Below are 17,441 nucleotides of genomic sequence, written 5' to 3' on the forward strand. Positions count from 1 at the left end.
ATCAAACTGCGCAGCTCCAAAGCCCGCCACTAGACGACGGGCTCGGCCTGGAACCTTAAATACCCTGCTCGACGAACGGGACGGCCAGCGCCAGCGCGGCATCCAGAGCAGCGGCATCGACACCACCACCCTGCGCCATGTCCGGACGACCACCGCCCTTCCCGCCCACCGCCGCAGCGGCTTGCTTCATCAAATCACCGGCTTTGAGTTGGCCAGTCAGGTCCTTGGTTACGCCCGCAACCAGTACGACCTTTTCCTCATGGACACTGCCGAGCAGGATCACTGCGCGACCGAGTTTGTTTTTCAACTGATCGACCAGCGCCAACAGCGCCTTGCCATCCTGCCCATCCACGCGCGCCGCCAGCACTTTCGCGCCTTTGATATCCAGCGCCTGCGCCGACAGGTCGTCGCCAGCGGCACTGGCTGCCTTGGCCTGCAGCTGCTCGAGCTGCTTCTCCAGCAGGCGGTTGCGCTCCAGCACAGCCGACAGCTTGTCGATCAGGTTGTCGCGACTGCCCCTGACCAGGGTCGCCGCTTCCTTGAGTTGTTCTTCCGCAGCGTTGAGGTACGCCAGTGCCGCGGCACCGGTTACCGCTTCGATACGGCGCACGCCCGAGGCCACGCCGCCTTCGCTGGTAATTTTCAGCAGGCCGATATCGCCGGTACGGCTGGCGTGGATACCGCCACACAGTTCGACGGAGAAATCGCCGCCCATGCTCAGCACCCGGACGCTATCGCCATATTTCTCGCCGAACAGCGCCATGGCGCCCTTCTGCTTGGCGGTGTCGATATCGGTTTCTTCGGTTTCTACCGCGGTGTTCTTGCGAATCTCGGCATTGACGATGTCTTCCAGGGCCTTGATCTGCTCCGGCTTGATCGCTTCGAAGTGGCTGAAGTCGAAACGCAGGCGCTGACTGTCGACCAGCGAGCCCTTCTGCTGCACGTGCTCACCCAGCACCTGGCGCAGGGCGGCATGCAACAAGTGCGTGGCAGAGTGGTTCAACGACGTGGCATGACGTACCTCGGCGTCGACCTGGGCCTGCAGCGGCGTGCCGACCGTCAGGCTGCCGCTGGCCAATACGCCGTGGTGCAGGAAGGCGCCACCGGTCTTGGTGGTATCGCGCACGTCGAAACGCGCGCTCCCCGCCTGCAGGTAACCGCAGTCGCCGACCTGGCCACCCGATTCCGCGTAGAAAGGCGTCTGGTCGAGCACCACCACAGCCTCTTCGCCTTCGCTCAGCACGTCGACCGACTGCCCGTCCTTGTACAGGGCGACCACTTTGGCGGAACCCTGGGTGGCGTGATAACCGGTGAACTCGGTAGCCACATCGACCTTGACCAGACTGTTGTAGTCCATGCCGAAGGAGCTGGCGGAACGCGCACGCACGCGCTGGGCCTCCATCTCGCGCTCGAAACCTTCCTCGTCGAGAGTCAGGTTGCGCTCACGGGCGATGTCGCCGGTCAGGTCCATCGGGAAACCGTAGGTGTCGTACAGCTTGAACACCACGTCGCCCGGCACCACGGTGCCTTGGAGCTCGGCCAGGTCTTGCTCGAGGATCTTCAAGCCCTGCTCGAGGGTCTTGGCGAACTGTTCTTCTTCAGCTTTCAGTACGCGCTCGATCTGCGCCTGCTGGGCCTTCAGTTCCGGGAAGGCTTCGCCCATTTCGGCGACCAGCGCAGCGACGATCTGATAGAAGAAGCTGCCCTTGGCGCCCAGTTTGTTGCCGTGACGGCACGCGCGGCGAATGATGCGGCGCAGCACATAGCCGCGGCCTTCGTTGGAAGGCAGCACGCCGTCGGCGATCAGGAAACCGCAGGAGCGGATGTGGTCGGCCACGACTTTCAGCGAGGCCTGGCCATCGTTGGTGCAGCCAATGGCCTTGGCCGCTGCATTGAGCAGGCTCTGGAACAGGTCGATTTCATAGTTCGAGTGAACGTGCTGCAGCACCGCACTGATCCGCTCCAGGCCCATGCCGGTATCCACCGACGGCGCTGGCAGCGGATGCAACACGCCGTCGGCGGTGCGGTTGAACTGCATGAATACGTTGTTCCAGATCTCGATGTAACGGTCGCCGTCTTCTTCCGGCGAGCCCGGTGGGCCGCCCCAGATATCAGCGCCGTGATCGTAGAAAATCTCGGTGCAAGGACCGCACGGGCCGGTATCGCCCATGGTCCAGAAGTTGTCGGAAGCGTACGGCGCGCCTTTGTTGTCACCGATACGCACCATGCGCTCGGCTGGAACGCCGACTTCCTTGGTCCAGATATCGTAGGCCTCGTCGTCGCTGGCGTAGACGGTGACCCAGAGTTTTTCCTTCGGCAGGTTCAGCCACTTGTCGGAGGTCAGGAAGGTCCAGGCGAAGGTGATGGCGTCACGCTTGAAATAATCACCGAAGCTGAAGTTGCCCAGCATTTCGAAGAAGGTGTGGTGACGGGCGGTATAGCCGACGTTTTCCAGGTCATTGTGCTTGCCGCCGGCGCGTACGCACTTCTGGCTGCTTACAGCGCGGGTGTAGGCGCGCTTTTCCTGGCCCAGGAAGCAGTCCTTGAACTGGTTCATCCCCGCGTTGGTGAACAGCAGGGTTGGGTCGTTGCCCGGAATCAAAGAGCTGGAGGCTACACGGGTGTGGCCTTGCTCTTCGAAGAAGCGAAGGAAGGCTTCACGGATTTCTGCGCTTTTCATTAGGTTCTTCCACGGAGACTGCGGCCAAAGGCCTGTGCGAAACGTCATCAGACGAAACGACGGCAAAGGGCCGCATTATATCGGCCCTGAGCTTGGGGTACAGCGTGTTTATACGATAGAGGCGGTCAATTGGACGCCTGACACTGTCAGTTGCGGGAAAAATCGATAAAAGTCCCGATGACCTGTTCGATTTGCGCACGATTGACGTCCATGTGAGTGACCATCCGCAGCCGCGGTGCGGCACTCAACCTCACCCCGCGCTCGCCGGCGAAGGCCTTGAGGGCCTCTGCCCGGTTACCCATCGAGACGTACACCATGTTGGTCTGTACCGGCTCGACCTCGTACCCCGCTTCGCGCAGGCCGTCGGCCAGCAACAGGGCATTGGCGTGGTCGTCGGCCAGGCGCGCGACATGCTGATCGAGCGCATACAGCCCCGCCGCCGCCAGGATCCCGGCCTGGCGCATGCCGCCACCGACCATCTTGCGCAAGCGGCGGGCCTTGCCGATCACGTCCGCCGAGCCGCACAGCACCGAGCCGACCGGCGCCCCCAGGCCTTTGGACAGGCACACCGAGACCGAGTCGAAATGCTGGGTAATCTGCCGCGCATCGACGCCCAGCTTGACCGCCGCGTTGTACAGCCGCGCACCATCCAGATGCAGGGCCAGGCCATGCTCACGGGTAAAGGCCCGGGCCTGCGCCAGGTAGCTCAAGGGCAGCACCTTGCCTTGCATGGTGTTTTCCAGCGCCAGCAGACGGGTACGGGCAAAGTGGAAGTCGTCCGGCTTGATCGCCGCGGCCACCTGGTCCAGATCCAGCGAACCATCGGCCTGGACCTCCAGCGGTTGCGGCTGGATCGAACCCAGCACGGCCGCGCCGCCGCCTTCGTATTTATAGGTATGGGCCTGCTGGCCGACGATGTATTCGTCGCCACGCCCACAGTGGGCCATCAGGCCCAACAGGTTGCTCATGGTGCCCGTCGGCACGAACAGCGCCTCGGCAAACCCCAGGCGCCGGGCCAATTCGGCTTCCAGATGGTTGACCGTCGGGTCTTCGCCGTAGACATCGTCGCCGGTGGCCGCCGCGGTCATGGCCTCCAGCATGCCCGCCGTGGGCTGGGTAACGGTGTCGCTACGAAGATCGATAATGCTCATGAATCAGGCCTCGGCAAAGTGACGCGCGCGTCACTGGGTAGGAGAATTCCTTTCGAATGGACTTACTACGGGCGCCACCGCGATTTATCAAGGCCCGCCCGGTAAAAGCGCTCCGCCGAAAATGAAAAATCGATATTTATCATTCAAAAGCCGCAATGCACGGGCGAAAGATATGTGTTAAAAACTCAACGCCGCCGCAAAGCCGGAGGCAAACGTTCTCAGGGCGGGGTGTAATTCCCCACCGGCGGTAATTGCGCGCAACGCGCATAGCCCGCGAGCGCTTGGCGCCAGAAACCGCTGCGGCGGCGAATGACGGCAAGGTCAGCAGACCCGGTGTGATTCCGGGGCCGACGGTCATAGTCCGGATGAAGAGAGAACGGGATTGGCACCAAAGGGCCGTCCGCAGGCGACCGCACGATACGTTCGTGCCCGAGCCTGTACGTACCCTTAAATCCCTTTCGATTCATAACGCCCTGTTTTTCACACAAACAGGAGTCAGAACAGATGCAACCCACCGCAATCGACAGCAAAAGCAAATCCCATCACGGCGAGCGCGTAGCCTTTATCCAGGCCTGCTGGCACAAGGAAATCGTTGATCAGAGCCGCCAGGGTTTCGTCAGCGAAATGCTCGCCCAGGGCTACCAGGAAAGCGACATCGATTTCTTCGAGGTCGGCGGCGCCTTTGAAATCCCGTTGCACGCCAAGCTGCTGGCCAAATCCGGCCGTTATGCCGGCATCGTCGCCGCGGGCCTGGTGGTAGATGGCGGTATCTACCGTCACGAGTTCGTCGCCCAGTCGGTGATCAGCGGCCTGATGCAGGTCCAGCTGGAAACCGAGATACCGGTATTCTCGGTCGTCTTGACCCCGCATCACTTCCACGCCGGCGAAGAACACCAGAAGTTCTTCTTCGAGCATTTCGTGCACAAGGGCCAGGAAGCGGCGAAGACCTGCGCCGACACCCTGCATAAGACCCGTGCCCTGCGCCGCAATGAACATCGGGTAGCGGTGTAAGCGACAGACGCGAAAAGCCATCGCGAGCAAGCTCGCTCCTACAGGAATCGAGTTTGCTCGCGATGCTTCTTATAGCTAACGGCTGTCAGGCCAGGCCGTCGGCCGTGGTCGGGACGATCAGAATCCCGGCACGCAGGCCGTTCTTCACCTTGGGGTTGGGGAAAATGATCCGCGCGCCCTCTTCCTCGACTATCCAGCGGGTCTGGGCGATGTCGTCGGCCAGCAGGTAACCCACTTCCAGTTCGGAGAAGTTCTCGATATCCGCCGGCAGATGCAGGTGGAAGGTATCGCTGTGCTTGATGATTTCGCGAGCGACGCTGAACAGCTGCAGACCGTCCAGCCCCTCTTGCGCCATCGGCGGCTCGCAGCCTTCGATGATCTGCTTCAGGCGGGTTTCCAGGCGCTCGACGTTCACCCCCTGGTTCTGCCCGAACGGCCGGGCCTTGCCCAATTCGAGGGTGAAGGACTCGGCATCCAGCTTGTCGTAGGTGTAGGCACTGAACACGATGGACGGTTTGTTCTGCAACAACACCGCCTCCATCCCCGCCGCCCGCAGGCGCGCCAGTTCCCGGCGCGAGTGCTGGCGCCCGTCTTTCCAGGGATACAGGGCGAACTGCTCGATCTTCGAACCACGGATCGCGGTATGCAGGTCGTAATGCAGGCGCGTCCGTTCCGGCAGGCTGAAGAAGCTCGCCGCCAGGCGCTCCAGCTCACAGGCGCGCAAGGCTTCGTTGCCGCTGCTTTGTTCGTGACGGCCGTTGAACAGCCGATTGATGTCCTGCTCGATGAAACGCTCGCCGCGACGCATGGCCTCAGGGTTGCCGAACAGGAACAGAATGCGTGCGCACGGCTTAAGATCGCCGCGGGCAATGTCGTGCAACAGGCGGTCGAGCAATTCGATCGGCGCTGTCTCGTTGCCATGGATGCCGGCCGACAACAGCAAGTCCATGCCGTTGTCGCGCGCCTGGGGCGGCCGGACTTCCAGCGCGCCTTCGCTCAGCCAGCGCATCCGCACGCCGTCGACAGTCAGTTGAGTCTTCTCCGCCGGTTCACGACCGGCGAGGGTCAGTTCAAGCAGTTTGCCGAGGGCGAGCATAGAACGTTATTCCTTAATGGTCGTGCTGGCAGTCGGGGCCGTGCACGTGATCGTCGTCACCGGCGTCGGCCGGTTCCATTTCCAGTTGCAGACTTACCAGATTAGTCGCCAACGGACGCAGCAGCAGGTTGGCGTATTCCTCGTCGCCCTCCTCGACGTCCACGCCGATCAGCAGCTGGCCGCGGCCGTCCTGCTGGATCCACACTTCCTTGCCTTGCCACATCACGGCGAAGCGGGTGCAGGAGGTTTCCAGTTGAGTGCCGTCTTTGTCTTCAAGGATCAGCTGCAGGGTATCGCTCATTTATTACGCTCTCATCTGGATGATAAAGCGGCGCGCCCGATCGGCAGACCGGGGCGCGGGCTTTCAATTGATCTGGAATGGATAAACCGCGCCCAGTTTAAGGATTTGCGTCAGTTCATCCAGTGCCGTCCGGCATTCAAGCAGCAATTGCGGATCCGCCAGGTCGCTTTCGCTCAGGCGGTCGCGGTAGTGCTTGTCGACCCATTGGGTCAGCGTGTCGTACAACGGCGCGGTCATGATAACCCCTGGGTTGACTGCCGCCAGTTCGGTTTGATTGAGCGCGACCCGTAGCCGCAGGCACGCCGGGCCACCGCCGTTCTGCATGCTCTGCTTGAGGTCGAAGACCTTCACTTCGCGGATCAGCCCACCGGAACCGGTCAGGCTTTGCAGGTACTGCCAGACACGCTCGTTGGCGCGGCACTCTTCCGGCACGATCAGCAGCATCGAACCATCGGCGCGCGACAGCAGCTGGCTGTTGAACAGGTAGGAACGCACCGCGTCTTCCACCGTGACTTGCGAACGCGGCACGCAGATCGCCTGGAAGTTGCCGCCGCGCTTGCCCAGCTTGGCCTGCAGCTCGGCGAGCATCTTGTCGGTCTCGAGGAAGGCATCCTCGTGATAGAACAGCACTTCGCCGTTGCCCACCGCGATCACGTCATTGTGGAACACGCCCTGGTCGATCACCGACGGGTTCTGCTGGGCATACACTACGCCGTCGTCGCTCAAGCCATGCAGGCGGGCGACGGCCTGGGAGGCCTCCAGGGTCTGGCGCGCCGGGTACTTCTGCGGAGCCGGATAACGGGTATCGAAGGCGCTGCGGCCAAAGACGAAGAACTCGACGCCCGCCTGGCCGTAGTCACGGCAGAAACGGGTGTGGTTGGCTGCGCCTTCGTCGCCGAACTGCGCCACCGCCGGCAGCGCCGCGTGATGGGCGAAGTGCTTCTGGTCGGCGAACATCGCCCCCAGCACCCGGCTGGTGGTCGGGTGCTCGATGCTGCGGTGGTATTTGCAGTTCAGGTTGGCGGCGGTGAAATGCACGCGACCGTCGGCGGTGTCGGCGCTCGGGCTGACCGTGGCGGCGTTGGCCACCCACATGCTCGACGCCGAGCAACTGGCGACCAGCAGCGGCATCGCCTCCTTGGCGGCACGCGCGATGACCTGGGCATCGCTACCGGCAAAACCCAGCCGGCGTAGCGCGGCCACGTCCGGGCGTTCCTGAGGGGCCAGCACGCCTTGCTGGAAACCCATTTCCATCAGCGCCTTCATTTTCGCCAGGCCCTGCAGCGCGGCCTCCCGGGGGTTGGAAGACTGCTGGCTGTTGCTCTGGGATGCGACGTTGCCGTAGGACAGGCCGCCGTAGTTATGGGTAGGCCCCACTAGACCGTCGAAATTGACTTCATAGGATTTCATCAGCGAGGCTCCACGAAAATCTGTTGTTATAAATTCGATTCGACCGCTGCGCGGTCATCGCGGGCAAGCTCGCCGCTACCTGGAGCGAGCTTGCCCACGGCCTTACGAAAGCTTCACACCCGGGGTCAGGGCGCTCGGCAGGACCAGGCTTGCGGTCTCCAGCGACGCCACCGGGTACGCGCAGTAATCCGCCGCGTAATAGGCACTGGCGCGATGGTTGCCCGAGGCGCCCACGCCGCCGAACGGCGCGCTGCTCGCGGCGCCGGTCAACTGCTTGTTCCAGTTGACGATGCCGGCCCGGCTTTCCAGCCAGAACTGCTGGTAACGGGCCTCGGAATCCGACAGCAAGCCTGCCGCCAGGCCGTATTGGGTGTCGTTGGCCTCGGCGATCGCCGCATCGAAATCGGCGTAGCGAATCACTTGCAGCAGCGGACCGAACAGTTCTTCGTCCGGGCGCTCGGCCACCGCGCTCACATCGAGGATGCCCGGGGTCAGCAGCGCGGCCTGGGCCTGCGGCTGGGTCATGGGCAACAGCGCCACGGCGCCCTTGGCCAGCAGGTCTTCCTGGGCCTGCAGCAGCGCCCGGGCCGCGCCGAGGGAAATCACCGAGCCCATGAACGGTGCCGGCTGCTGGTCGAACGCCCCGACCTCGATCGTCGCGCTGACCGCCACCAGGCGCTCCAGCAACCGGTCGCCCCAGGCGCCTTGCGGCACCAGCAGGCGGCGTGCGCAAGTGCAGCGCTGGCCGGCAGAAATGAAGGCCGACTGAATGATGGTGTAGACCGCAGCGTCCAGGTCCGCGACCTGATCCACCACCAGCGGGTTGTTGCCGCCCATTTCCAGGGCGAGGATCTTGTCCGGACGACCGGCGAACTGCTGGTGCAGGTGATTGCCGGTGCGGCTAGAGCCGGTGAAGAACAGGCCGTCGATACCCGGGTTGGCGGCCAGGGCGATGCCGGTTTCCCGCGCGCCCTGCAGCAGGTTCAGGACACCCGCCGGCAGGCCGGCTTCGATCCAGCACTTGACGGTCAGCTCGGCGACTTTCGGCGTCAGTTCGCTGGGCTTGAACAGCACGCTGTTGCCCGCCAGCAACGCCGGCACGATGTGCCCGTTGGGCAGGTGGCCCGGGAAGTTGTAAGGGCCGAAGACCGCCACCACGCCGTGGGGCTTGTGGCGCAACACCGCAGTGGCGTCGCCCAGCGGGCCGCTCTTCTCGCCGGTACGCTCGCGGTAGCTCTGCACCGAAATGGCGATCTTGTTGACCATGCTGGTCACCTCGGTCGCGGCTTCCCACAGCGGCTTGCCGGTTTCCTCGCCAATGCAGCGGGCCAGTTCGTCGGCGTGCTGCTTGAGGCTGGCGGCAAAGGCTTCCAGCACCGCGATACGTTCGTCCAGCGAACGCTTGGCCCAGCCCGGGAACGCCTGGCGCGCAGCCTGCACCGCGCTTTCAACCTGAGCCACGGTCGCCCCGTTGCCCGACCACAACACCTCTTGGGTCACCGGGTTCAGCGACTCGAAGGCCTCGCCCTGGCCTGGCAGCCACTGACCTGCGATGTAAAGCGTGTTCATCATTTCGACTCCCGGGAAGCGGACAGCGCAACGGCACGGACCTGATCGCCCGCGTTGAGTTGCAGGCGCTTGGCGGTCAGCGCATCGACCACCAGCGTGCCTGAGGCAAAGCGCGCGGGAGCGGCGGTAATGCGGCAATCCTCGCGCTTGCGGTTGTGAATCAGGAAAGGCGTGGCATCGTCGCCCGGCGTGCCGATGGCCAGCACCAGCGCCTGGCTGTCGCGCACCGCGCGGATCTTGCTGGTCTCGCACTCCACCGCCGGGCCGGCGTCGAAGATGTCGACGTAGCCCTGGTAGCTGAAACCCTCGCTCTTGAGCATAGCCAGCGCCGGCTCGGTATCGGTGTGGACCTTGCCGATCACGTTGCGCGCGTCCTCGGAAAGGAAGCAGGTGTAGAGCGGGAATTTCGGCATCAGCTCGGCGATGAACGCCTTGTTGCCCACGCCGGTCAGGTAGTCGGCCTGGCTGAACTCCATCTTGAAGAAGTGCCGGCCCAGGCTTTCCCAGAACGGCGAACGCCCGGCGGCGTCGGACATGCCGCGCATCTCGGCAATGATCTTGTTGCCAAACAGCTGCGGGAATTCGGCGATGAACAGCATGCGCGCCTTGGCGAGCATGCGGCCGTTGAGCCCGTTGCGGTAATCGGCGTGCAGGAACAGCGAGCACAACTCGGAATTGCCGGTCAGGTCGTTGGCCAGGAACAGCGTCGGAATCTCGCGGTAGATGTTCAGCTCCTGGGAGGCGCTGACGGTCAGGCCGACCCGGAAGTTGTACCAGGGCTCGCGCAGGCCGACTGCGCCGGCGATCGCGGAAATCCCCACTACGCGGCCGTTGTCGTCCTCGAGCACGAACAGGTAGTCCGCATCGCCCCGCTCGGCTTCGCCGCGGAAGGTCTTTTCCGCCCAGCCCACACGATGGGTCAGGCGCTCTTCGTTGGCCGGCAAGGTGGTGAGGCCGGTGCCGGTGCTGCGGGCCAGGTCGATCAGAGCGGGTAAGTCGCTGCTGCGTACGGGACGAACGATCATGCTATCTCCTCGGACGAAGGCCGCTGCCGACCTTCGTGAAACTCGCTGCTTTTTGCGGCAGGCTTTGCGGATTATGGAAGCCGCCGTTAAACCGCCACCAGGCGTACGCTGGCGCCTTCGCCGACACCCAGGGCGTCGGCGGCTTGCGGATCCAGGGTCACCGGTTTGCCCGGGGCGTAATCCAGTTCCAGCAGCACCGCGCGGTAGTCCTGCAACTGGCCGTTGGACACCAGGTACTGGCGGCCGCCGCCCTTGGCGACGTCACCGACCTTCACGGGCACCACGCGGCTCTGGGCGATCGAACGGATGCCCGAGACCCGGGCATGCAGGGTCGGGCCGCCATCGAAGATGTCGATGTAGTGATCGGTCTCGAAGCCTTCGCGCATCAGGATGTCGAAGGTGATCTGCGCCCGCGGATGGACCTGGCCCATGGCTTCCTGCGCGGCATCCGGCAGCAGCGGCACATAGATCGGGTAATGCGGCATCAGTTCGGCGAGGAAGGTCCGGCTTTTCAGCCCGCACAGACGCTCGGCGGCGGCATAGTTCAGGTCGAAGAAGTTGCGGCCAATGGCATCCCAGAACGGCGAGTCGCCGTTTTCGTCGCTATAGCCGACGATCTCGGTGACCACCGAATCGGCGAAACGCTCGGGATGGCTGGCGACGAACAGCAGGCGGCCACGGGAATTGAGTTCGGACCACGGCGAGCCGACCAGCTCCGGGACCACGTAGAAACTGGTCAGCAGGCTGTTGCCAGTCAGGTCGTGGCACTGGGAAAGCACGTGGATCTTGTTGTGGATCTTCAGCTCGCGGGAGGCGTGCACGAAGGTCTCGTTGCGGAAGCTGTAGAACGGCTCGGAATAACCGGCCGAGGCGACGATGGCCGAGCAGCCGACCAGCTTGCCGGCCTCGGTGTCCTCGAGGACGAAGAAGTAACTCTCTTCACCATTGAAGCTCACTTCGGCGGCGAACGAGGCTTCGCTGGCCGCGATCTTGTCGCTCAGGCGTTCCACGTCATCCGGCAAGGAAGTGACACCAATCGGGCTGTCCGCAGCCAGACGCTGTACCTCGCCCAGATCAGCCATTTGCGCGGGGCGCATCACCAGCATGGTGTCACTCCTTACTCAGAACAGGCCGGCCGTGAGGCCGACTCGGGGAAAAAAATGCCGGGACAGCCCGGCACGGAAAATGTGGCTCGACGCTCACCGCGAACGATGAACGCCGAGGAGGACCGCCGCCCGGATCAGGCCTGGGTCAGTTTGGCCACCGCGCGCTCGAAGCGCTGCAGGCCTTCTTCGATGTCCGCGTCTTCGACCACCAGGCTCGGGGCGAAGCGCACCACGTCCGGACCGGCCTGCAGGATCATCAGGTTTTCTTTTTCAGCGGCGTTGAACACGTCCTTGGCCTTGCCTTTCCAGGCCTCGCTGAGCACGCAGCCGAGCAGCAGGCCCAAGCCACGCACCTCGGTGAACAGGCCATACTTCTCGCCGATCTGCAGCAGGCGCGACTTGAAGACCTCATGCTTGGCCTTCACGCCGTTCAGCACCTGCGGGGTGTTGATCACGTCGATCACCGCGCCCGCTACCGCGCAGGCCAGCGGGTTGCCGCCGTAGGTGGTGCCGTGGGTGCCGACCACCAGGTGCTTGGCCAGTGCTTCGGTGGTCAGCATCGCCGCGATCGGGAAACCACCGCCCAGGCTCTTGGCGCTGGTCAGGATGTCCGGCGTCACGCCGTAGTGCATGTAGGTGAACAGCTCGCCGCTGCGGCCCATGCCCGTCTGGACTTCATCGAACACCAGCAGCGCATTGTGCTGGTCGCACAGTTCGCGGGCGCCTTGCAGATAAGCTTTCTCGGCCGGCAGCACGCCGCCTTCGCCCTGGACCGGCTCCAGCACCACGGCGCAGGTCTTGTCCGAGATCGCGGCTTTCAGCGCAGCCAGGTCGTTGTAAGGAACGTGGCTGATACCGGTGATCTTGGGGCCGAAGCCGTCGGAGTACTTCGACTGGCCACCCACGTTCACGGTGAACAGGGTGCGGCCGTGGAAGCTGTTGAGGGCTGCGATGATTTCGTATTTTTCCGCGCCGAAACGGTCGAAAGCGACACGACGGGCCAGCTTGAAAGCGGCCTCGTTGGCTTCGGCGCCGGAGTTGCAGAAGAACGCACGCTCGGCAAAGGTGGCGTCGACCAGCTTGTGCGCCAGGCGCAGGGCCGGCTCGTTGGTGAAGACGTTGGATACGTGCCACAGCTTGCCGGCCTGTTCGGTCAGCGCCGCCACCAGCGCCGGATGAGCATGACCCAGTACGTTGACCGCAATCCCGCCGGCAAAGTCGATCAGCTCTCGGCCCGACTGATCCCAGACTCGGGAACCCGCGCCACGCACGGGAATGAAAGCCGCAGGCGCATAGTTGGGAACCATGACCTGATCGAAATCGGCGCGTTGCACCGGGGCTTGCTCAACGGACATCGGAGTCTCCTGAAGAGGAACGCCTGCCTGAAACTGGCGAGCGATGGGGGGATTGTAAGGACAGTTTTCTGCCCGGCCTTGTCGCCAAGCGACAACTTCTTATAGCGCCAACCCCGGTTTTACGCGGGTTTACGGCAATGCGACAAATAGCGTCGCAAAGGCGCAGTTTAAACTGCCGGAGGCTTTAACGGCAGGATTGTCCAACGATTTGTGCCCGGCATGACGATGCCATCGCGAGCAAGCTTCGCTCCTACAGAATGAGTGCATTCCTTTGTAGGAGCAGCCGGTCGACGCTCGATTGCTCGCGATAAGAATCTGACAGACAAAACGAGGAAGCGAATCAACCGCGCTCGGCAGGCACCGAGGACAATTCGAAGGGGCTGCTGCTGCGCCGCTGGTTGCGATCTTCCCGTGGCGTGGCACCGAAGAAGTTGCGGTAGGCGCTGGAGAAATGCGGCCCCGAGGAGAAGCCGCAGGACAAGCCGATCTGGATTATCGACTTGCTGGTCTGCATCAGCATCTGCCGGGCCTTGTTCAGGCGCAATTCCAGGTAGTACTGGCTCGGCACGCGATTGAGGTATTGCTTGAAGATCCGCTCCAGTTGCCGGCGCGAGACACACACATGCTGGGCGATCTCGTCGGTGGTCAGCGGCTCTTCGATATTGGCCTCCATCAGCAGCACCGCCTGGGTCAGCTTCGGGTGGCTGGAGCCCAGGCGATTCTGCAGCGGAATGCGCTGGCGCTCGCCGCCCTCGCGAATGCGCTCGACCACCAGCTCTTCCGACACCGCGCCGGCCAGCTCCGCGCCGTGGTCACGCGCCAGTACCGCCAGCAACAGGTCCAGCACCGACATTCCGCCGCAGGCGGTAAGGCGATCGCGATCCCAGTCGAACAGGTGGCTGGTGGCGATGACCTTGGGGAAACGCTCGGCGAAATCGTCCTGCCAGCGCCAGTGCACCGCCGCCCGATAACCGTCGAGAAAACCCAGTTGCGCCAGGGGATACACGCCCGCGGACAAACCGCCGATCACACACCCGGAACGCACCAGTTGCTTGAGCGCGCTGCTGAGTGCCGGCGCCATCGAGGCGGGCGGCTCGTCAGCCAGAAGGAACAGTTTCTGGCAGCCCTCGAGCTTGCCCGACCAGGGCTCGCCCGGCAGGTGCCAGGCCCCTTCGGCCGGCGCCTCGGCCTGCAGGAAAGCCAGTTCGTAGACCACTTCCGGATGCACGCGCTGAGCGACACGCAAGGCCTCCTCCGCCAGCGCCAGCGTCAAGGCTTTAGTGCTGGGCCAAATCAGGAAACCAATTCGATGGGCAGTCATGGCGGGCAATCCGAAACGAAAACAGGATGAAAGGCAAAAGAGGCTGCAACCAAATTAGACCATCTGGCGCGCGGTGCGCAGCATGACCTAATTTGGTGCGTTACGGGAGTGATTTACTTCAGGCTGCCCGAGAGGAATTGTTGCAAACGTTCCGACTGTGGGTTCGCCAGCACTTCGCGCGGGTTGCCGCTCTCCTCCACCAGCCCCTTGTGCAGGAACACCAGCTGGTTCGAGACCTCGCGGGCAAAGCCCATTTCGTGAGTCACCACCACCATGGTCCGGCCTTCCTGGGCCAGGGCCTGCATCACTTTCAGCACGTCGCCCACCAGTTCCGGGTCGAGCGCCGACGTCGGCTCGTCGAACAGCATGACCTCAGGCTCCATGGCCAGCGCCCGGGCGATCGCCACACGCTGCTGTTCGCCGCCGGACATATGGCCCGGGTAGGCATCCTTGCGATGCGCGACGCCAACCTTGGCCAGGTAGTGCTCGGCCTTTGCCCGGGCTTCGGCCTTGGGCACGCCCAGCACATGCACCGGCGCTTCCATGATGTTTTCGATGGCGGTCATGTGCGACCACAGGTTGAAGTGCTGGAACACCATCGACAGGCGCGAACGCATGCGCTGCAGTTGCTTGGGATCGGCCGCCTTCAACCCGCCGCCCTTGTTCGCCACCAGCTTCAACTCTTCGTTGTTCAGCAGGATCCTGCCGGCGTGCGGCTGCTCCAGCAGGTTGATGCAACGCAGGAACGTGGATTTGCCGGAGCCACTGGAGCCGATGATGCTGATCACATCGCCGGCCGCCGCTTTCAGGGACACGCCCTTGAGCACTTCGTGACTGCCATAGCGTTTATGCAGGTCTTGGACTTCAAGTTTGTACATGCTGTCGATTCTCACAAAAGCAGTCAGTCGTTGAGCAAGCGCCCGTGCCGCAGCGCTTCGCGCCCCGCCACCTTGGCCAGCCAGAAACCGGGTTGGGCATAGCGCAGCCGCTCAACGGCGAACAACACGCCACTGGTGCCGGCACACAGGGTGCTGACCCGATCGGATAAGGGATCAATCACTTCAAAAATCGGCTCGCCCTTCTCCACCCAGCTACCGGCCGGACGCAGAAAACTCACCACGCCGGGGTGCGGCGCAAACAACAATTCGGTGCCTTCGAACGGCATGCCTTCGCAGGCTTCATGCTGCGGCGCCGGCCATTCGCCCAGGATCAGCCCCTGCTCGGCGAGGAACGCCAGGATGCCGTCGGCATAGGCCTCGGCCGCCGGACGCCCGGTATCGGCCTGGCCGCCCAGTTCGAGGGTGGTCGCCAGGCAGGCCAGCGGGATCTGCGCCTGTGGAAACTGGCGCGACAGGCGCAACCACGGGAGCGAGCAAGCCTCGTCGAACGAGCTGCCGCCGGAATCTTCCGCCAGCAGGCCGACGCGCACGTTCAGGTGCGCCGCCAGGGAACGCCATTGCGGCCAGTGCTGCGGCAAGGCATACATATGCAGCGCTGCCTCCGCGTCACAGTGCAGATCGAGCACCACATCCGCGGTGCAGGCATGACTCAGCAGGATGCGCTGCATGCCCTGCAACTGGCTGGAAGGCGCCGGCAACTCGGCCAGCACATCGCCCATGGCCTGGCGGATCATCCGCACATTGGCATGCGGATCGTCCCCCAGGCGCCCCTCGAGCCGGCTCGCGACCGGCGCGCTCAGCTCGACGAAATCGCGGTTGAAGTTCTTGCCGCTACCCGCCTCGAAACGCCCCTGGTGGTTGCCCTGCAGCAACTGCCCCAGGCCCATCGGATTGGCCACCGGCACCAGCTCGATCACACCGTTCAGCGCGCCCCGGGCTTCCAGCTCGACCAGGCGTTTTTTCAGCTCCCAGGCCGTGCGCATGCCGGGCAGTTCGTCGGCATGCAGGCTGGCCTGGATATAGGCCTTGCGCTCGCCGTGACCGAAGCGGAATACCGAGATCTGTCGTTCGCTGCCCAGATGGCTCCACGGCAACGCGTGGTCGATGCGTTCCATATCAGTGCTTCCGCGGCGCCAGGTAGCTCAGCCAGCGGCCTTCGGCCAACTTGAACAGGCGCACCAGGATGAAGGTCAGGCACAGGTAGAACACGCCGGCGGTAATGTAGGCCTCGAACGGCAGGTAGTACTGCGCGTTGACCGTGCGCGCCGCGCCGGTGATGTCGATCAGGGTCACGATGGAGGCCAGGCTGGTGGTCTGCAGCATCATGATCACTTCGTTGCTGTACTGCGGCAGCGCCCGGCGCAGGGCCGACGGCAGCAGGATGCGGGCATACATCTTGTAGCGCGACATGCCCATGGCCTTGGCCGCTTCGATCTCGCCGTTCGGCGTGGCCTTGAGGCTGCCGGCGATGATTTCGGCGGTGTAGGCGCTGGTGTTGATGGCGAACGCCAGGCAGGCACAGAAGGACGCGCTGGACAGCCACGGCCAGAGGAAGCTCTGGCGCACCACATCGAACTGCGCCAGGCCGTAGTAGATCAGGAACAGCTGCACCAGCATCGGCGTGCCGCGGATCACATAGGTGTAGAGCCAGGCCGGCAGGTTGACCAGCGGCTGCTTGGAGACCCGCATCAGCCCCAGGGGCAAGGCCAGCAGCAGCCCGAAGAACAGCGACAGGGCCAGCAGCTTCAGGGTGGTCAACAGGCCGCTGAAATACAGCGGCAGGGCCTCATAGATGACGTTGTAGTCGAAGATCATAGATCAGCCGCCCTTACGCCTACCGAGTAGCGCTTCTCAAGGTGACGCAATGCCAGCAACGAGACACTGGTGATCACCAGGTACATCGCCGCCACCGCGAGGAAGAAGGTAAAAGGCTCGCGAGTGGCGTCAGCCGCCTGCTTGGCCTTGAACATCATGTCTTGCAGGCCCACCACCGAAATCAGCGCGGTGGCCTTGGTCAATACCAGCCAGTTGTTGGTGAAACCGGGAATCGCCAGGCGGATCATCTGTGGCACCAGCACCCGGAAAAACACCTGGAAGCTGTTCATGCCGTAGGCCATGCCAGCCTCTGCCTGCCCCTTGGGGATCGCCATGAAGGCGCCACGGAAGGTTTCCGACAGGTAGGCCCCGAAGATGAAGCCCAGCGTGCCGATACCGGCGGCCAGCGGGTTCAGGTCGATGTAGTCGTCATAGCCGAGCAGCGGCGCGACACGGTTGAGCAGGTCCTGGCCGCCGTAGAAGATCAGCAGGATCAGCACCAGGTCGGGAATCCCGCGGATCACCGTGGAATACAGGTCGCCCAGCCAGGCCAGCCAGCGCACCGGCGAGAGGCGCAGCGCGACCCCGACCAGACCCAGAACGATGGCCAGGGCCATGGACGACAAGGCAAGCTGAAGCGTCAGCCAAGCGCCATCGAGGATGACAGCCCCGTAGCCTTTCAACATGATTCAGGTCCTCGAA

At 63.5% G+C, this 17,441-nt stretch carries 15 protein-coding genes and 1 riboswitch; of the genes, 1 reads left to right on the top strand and 14 read right to left on the bottom strand.

Annotated elements, in window-relative coordinates; genetic code table 11:
* Nucleotides 1–55 precede the first annotated feature (55 nt).
* Together alaS and ltaE are read right to left on the bottom strand one after the other, a co-directional pair.
* Complete coding sequence (gene alaS, locus TO66_RS23545) at nucleotides 56–2,680, bottom strand: alanine--tRNA ligase (RefSeq protein WP_044464521.1); 2,625 nt, start codon at nucleotides 2,678–2,680, stop codon at nucleotides 56–58.
* A gap of 146 nt (nucleotides 2,681–2,826) precedes the next feature.
* On the bottom strand, nucleotides 2,827–3,831 hold the full coding sequence (ltaE, locus tag TO66_RS23550; RefSeq protein WP_044464522.1) for a low-specificity L-threonine aldolase: 1,005 nt from the start codon (nucleotides 3,829–3,831) through the stop codon (nucleotides 2,827–2,829).
* 210 nt (nucleotides 3,832–4,041) lie between these two features.
* Nucleotides 4,042–4,213, top strand: a riboswitch (FMN riboswitch).
* A 122-nt stretch (nucleotides 4,214–4,335) separates the two neighbouring features.
* On the opposite strand from ltaE, the gene TO66_RS23555 reads away from it, so the two are divergent.
* Nucleotides 4,336–4,842: a 6,7-dimethyl-8-ribityllumazine synthase gene (locus TO66_RS23555; protein ID WP_044464523.1), complete on the top strand. Its 507-nt coding sequence runs from the start codon at nucleotides 4,336–4,338 to the stop codon at nucleotides 4,840–4,842.
* Nucleotides 4,843–4,927: 85 nt separating this feature from the next.
* Here the strand turns inward: TO66_RS23555 and astE are convergent, their stop codons facing one another.
* The 12 genes from astE to TO66_RS23615 all read right to left on the bottom strand — a co-directional run bounded on the left by astE (nucleotide 4,928) and on the right by TO66_RS23615 (nucleotide 17,425).
* On the bottom strand, nucleotides 4,928–5,938 hold the full coding sequence (gene astE / locus TO66_RS23560) for a succinylglutamate desuccinylase (RefSeq protein ID WP_044464524.1): 1,011 nt from the start codon (nucleotides 5,936–5,938) through the stop codon (nucleotides 4,928–4,930).
* 13 nt (nucleotides 5,939–5,951) lie between these two features.
* Nucleotides 5,952–6,239, bottom strand: a complete 288-nt coding sequence (locus TO66_RS23565; RefSeq protein WP_044464525.1) for a hypothetical protein — start codon at nucleotides 6,237–6,239, stop codon at nucleotides 5,952–5,954.
* A 63-nt stretch (nucleotides 6,240–6,302) separates the two neighbouring features.
* Nucleotides 6,303–7,649 carry an N-succinylarginine dihydrolase gene (gene astB / locus TO66_RS23570; protein ID WP_044464526.1) on the bottom strand — a complete coding sequence of 449 codons (1,347 nt, stop codon included), beginning with the start codon at nucleotides 7,647–7,649 and terminating at the stop codon, nucleotides 6,303–6,305.
* A gap of 102 nt (nucleotides 7,650–7,751) precedes the next feature.
* Nucleotides 7,752–9,221 carry a succinylglutamate-semialdehyde dehydrogenase gene (gene astD, locus TO66_RS23575; protein WP_177330419.1) on the bottom strand — a complete coding sequence of 490 codons (1,470 nt, stop codon included), beginning with the start codon at nucleotides 9,219–9,221 and terminating at the stop codon, nucleotides 7,752–7,754.
* On the bottom strand, nucleotides 9,218–10,243 hold the full coding sequence (astA, locus tag TO66_RS23580; protein ID WP_044464528.1) for an arginine N-succinyltransferase: 1,026 nt from the start codon (nucleotides 10,241–10,243) through the stop codon (nucleotides 9,218–9,220). The genes astD and astA overlap by 4 nt, the downstream gene beginning before the upstream one ends.
* Before the next feature lie 86 nt (nucleotides 10,244–10,329).
* A complete protein-coding gene (gene aruF, locus TO66_RS23585; protein WP_044464529.1) occupies nucleotides 10,330–11,349 on the bottom strand; it encodes an arginine/ornithine succinyltransferase subunit alpha in 1,020 nt (339 codons plus the stop codon).
* Between the two features lie 134 nt (nucleotides 11,350–11,483).
* Complete coding sequence (locus TO66_RS23590) at nucleotides 11,484–12,704, bottom strand: aspartate aminotransferase family protein (protein ID WP_044464530.1); 1,221 nt, start codon at nucleotides 12,702–12,704, stop codon at nucleotides 11,484–11,486.
* Nucleotides 12,705–13,044: 340 nt separating this feature from the next.
* On the bottom strand, nucleotides 13,045–14,025 hold the full coding sequence (gene argR, locus TO66_RS23595; RefSeq protein WP_044464531.1) for a transcriptional regulator ArgR: 981 nt from the start codon (nucleotides 14,023–14,025) through the stop codon (nucleotides 13,045–13,047).
* Between the two features lie 113 nt (nucleotides 14,026–14,138).
* On the bottom strand, nucleotides 14,139–14,903 hold the full coding sequence (locus TO66_RS23600; protein ID WP_044464532.1) for an ABC transporter ATP-binding protein: 765 nt from the start codon (nucleotides 14,901–14,903) through the stop codon (nucleotides 14,139–14,141).
* A gap of 23 nt (nucleotides 14,904–14,926) precedes the next feature.
* Entirely contained in the window at nucleotides 14,927–16,039 is a 1,113-nt protein-coding gene (locus TO66_RS23605) for a succinylglutamate desuccinylase/aspartoacylase family protein (RefSeq protein ID WP_044464533.1), read from the bottom strand.
* A gap of 1 nt (nucleotide 16,040) precedes the next feature.
* Nucleotides 16,041–16,739, bottom strand: a complete 699-nt coding sequence (locus TO66_RS23610; RefSeq protein ID WP_044464534.1) for an ABC transporter permease — start codon at nucleotides 16,737–16,739, stop codon at nucleotides 16,041–16,043.
* Entirely contained in the window at nucleotides 16,736–17,425 is a 690-nt protein-coding gene (locus tag TO66_RS23615; protein ID WP_044464535.1) for an ABC transporter permease, read from the bottom strand. The genes TO66_RS23610 and TO66_RS23615 overlap by 4 nt, the downstream gene beginning before the upstream one ends.
* Nucleotides 17,426–17,441: the final 16 nt, after the last annotated feature.

The organism is Pseudomonas sp. MRSN 12121, assembly GCF_000931465.1.
Taxonomy (GTDB): domain Bacteria; phylum Pseudomonadota; class Gammaproteobacteria; order Pseudomonadales; family Pseudomonadaceae; genus Aquipseudomonas.